This is a genomic window from Microcoleus sp. S13_C3 (assembly GCF_036700905.1).
Taxonomy (GTDB): domain Bacteria; phylum Cyanobacteriota; class Cyanobacteriia; order Cyanobacteriales; family Microcoleaceae; genus Microcoleus.
Genome location: NZ_JAUBPT010000238.1, coordinates 1 through 2,648, shown reverse-complemented (window position 1 = coordinate 2,648; position 2,648 = coordinate 1). Strand labels below are relative to the sequence as shown.

Here is a 2,648-nt window from a genome sequence, read left to right as displayed (position 1 = left end):
GCCACCAAATTCTATCAGACAAGCCTCGACAACTTTTGGTTGTCGAGGCTTGTTTTATGACATGGTGTGATTGCATCTTTTAAAGTTCCCGACAAGTTGCCAATTGCTAAATCGGCTGAGCTTCCAACCAATCAAAAATTAGGTTTAACTGTTCCAGTGTAACTAACCCGTACTGCCAGAGAACCATCGGCAGTTGGCTGGCATCTTGTTCCCCGTGTCGGAGAGCAACGGCGATCGCAGAATTCGATATTGCCAACTCTCCCCGCAAATAATCTATCAGTTGAGCCTTTCTCATCACCTTCACCGCCAGTTTTATGCGCTATTGTAAAGATATGTAGCTAATCAGTCTGTATCGGAAGTTTAATTGGTCTAATCTTAGGTTCACAAAAAAGAACCCAGTGTGATGGAAACCGCACAAAACTTGTGATAAAACTCAGATAAAAAAGCGATCCCAGTCACAAGAACTGGGAGAATCAAAAATAGGGTTCCGCGATCGCTCGATTCAAATGAATTCATTTAAAATTGCTAAAGTCCTAGCAGAAGCTGAACTCCCGCTTCTGTACCGCTGTCGGTTTGTTTTGGAGGTAAAGGATTTCCTTGACGCTGGGCGTCCGAAGGAGTAGTAATAAATTCCAATGGGCCCTCGATTTTGAGGCGAAATGTGTCGCCCAAGCTTCTTTCCCTTCTAGCAGAATTAGCCGCCGTTTCTGGTTCACCAATCAAGTTTTGGTAGTCCGAGTCTAAGGTTCTGTCCTCCACAGTCCTCAACGAGTCGCCTGATAAAGTCGTTTCCGAATATTGGGGCGCTGGTTGCAGTCTTTGTTGCGCGAGAACCGCCGGCGTCAAACCGATAAAAATTGAGCTCAGTCCGAGAGCAGTGCCAAGAGTAGCAATAACTGCGTTCATCATCCATGCCTCCGCTAGTTGCATCCTACTATAGCAATCCTAAATGATTCAGATAAATTTGTAGAGGTAGTGCCTTTCTTTGCCTACTCCCTATCTATCGGGCAACCGGGCGTGGGATTGCCCCTACAATAATTATGCAAATGATGCGAGGATTGCTATATGCTTATTTTACCTAGCCGGAATTAAGTTGCACTCTATCAAAAGTAGCTGCTTGTGGAGATATCAATTAAAGTTCCTGTCAAAACTTATAGAAAACAAGCTAAAAACCCTGTGACTTCAGTCCAGGGATGAAAGCTCGCGGGAGACTTTTAGTCTCCCAGTCAGCTTCCTGCTTCATCATTGTAAACTTTCATTAACTGGCTAAGGATTTTATGTCAGACGGTATAACATAAGAACCGGAGGTAAAGCCATGCTAGTTTTTGAGTTCAAAGCTTACGGAAAAAAGAATCAGTACAACGCAGTAGACGAAGCAATTCGTACCGCCCAATTTGTCCGCAATAGCTGTTTGCGGTATTGGATGGACAACAAAAAAGTGGGTCGGTACGACTTAAATAAATACTGCGCTGTGCTGGCTCGCGACTTTCCGTTTGCCGACGAACTCAATTCTCAAGCAAGACAATCGAGTGCAGAACGAGCATGGTCTGCGATCTCCCGATTCTACGACAACTGCAAGAAGAATGTACCGGGCAAAAAAGGATATCCGCAGTTCGTGAGAGATTGTCGTTCTGTCGAATACAAAACGACGGGTTGGAAGTTAGCCGACGATCGCAAATCCATCAATTTTACCGACAAGAAAGGGATTGGGCGATTAAAGCTAAAAGGCACACGCGACTTGCACTTCTACCAAATCAGTCAAATAAAAAGGGTGAGATTGGTAAAACGTGCTGATGGCGTCTACGTCCAATTCTGTGTGGATGTCGATAGAAAGGAAAACACAGAACCGAATGGTACTACGATTGGATTAGATGTGGGATTGAAGGAATATTACACCGACTCGAACGGAACTACGGTGGAAAATCCGAGGTTTCTAAGAAAAGGTGAGAAAGTTCTCAAACGATCCCAGCGTCGCGTATCCAGAAAAGTTAAAGGTTCAAACAACAGGGGCAAAGCTAGGCAGATTCTAGGCAAACGCCACCTCAAAATAAGTAGACAGCGCAAAGACCATGCAATAAAACTTGCAAGGTGCGTAATCTCATCAAACGATGTAGTCGTCTACGAAGATTTGAGGATCAAAAACCTGGTGAAAAATCATTGCTTAGCTAAGTCTATTAACGATGCTTCTTGGTATCAATTCCGTGTTGGGCTTGAATACTTCGGAAAAGTGTTTGAGAAAATCACGGTAGCGGTAAATCCGCAATATACCAGCCAAGAATGCTCTAGCTGCGGTGCAATTGTAAAGAAATCGCTATCTACAAGAACGCACGTTTGTAAGTGCGGTTGTGTTTTAGATCGCGATGAAAACGCCGCTAGAAACATCCTTAGTCGAGGATTGGGTACGGTAGGGCATACCGGAACCTTTGGTCTTGAGCCAAACAACGCTTTAGGAGAGTTGACCTCTACTTTGACTGGAGAAATCCTGTCTCAGCAAGTCGGTTCGTAGATTAAAGAATCTCCGTGCGTTCACGCCGGAGAGTGTCAAAACTTTCGATCGCGCTATCGGTCAAATAGAACTGACGCAGCAACCGGGTTGAAACGCCAAAATACGTCATTTCAGGCATGAGTCAACCAAAAACTCGATTGGT

Annotated in this window: 3 protein-coding genes; 1 reads left to right on the top strand and 2 read right to left on the bottom strand. The window is 44.6% G+C overall.

Features of this window, described 5'->3' with window-relative positions; translation table 11 throughout:
* Nucleotides 1-106: 106 nt before the first annotated feature.
* Both QUA16_RS34360 and QUA16_RS34355 read right to left on the bottom strand, forming a co-directional pair.
* On the bottom strand, nucleotides 107-295 hold the full coding sequence (locus QUA16_RS34360) for a DUF2949 domain-containing protein (protein ID WP_333109072.1): 189 nt from the start codon (nucleotides 293-295) through the stop codon (nucleotides 107-109).
* A 230-nt stretch (nucleotides 296-525) separates the two neighbouring features.
* Nucleotides 526-930 (bottom strand): hypothetical protein, encoded by a 405-nt coding sequence (locus tag QUA16_RS34355; protein ID WP_333181709.1) that lies wholly within the window; start codon nucleotides 928-930, stop codon nucleotides 526-528.
* A 385-nt stretch (nucleotides 931-1,315) separates the two neighbouring features.
* On the opposite strand from QUA16_RS34355, the gene QUA16_RS34350 reads away from it, so the two are divergent.
* A complete protein-coding gene (locus QUA16_RS34350; protein ID WP_333109075.1) occupies nucleotides 1,316-2,506 on the top strand; it encodes a transposase in 1,191 nt (396 codons plus the stop codon).
* Nucleotides 2,507-2,648 lie beyond the last annotated feature (142 nt).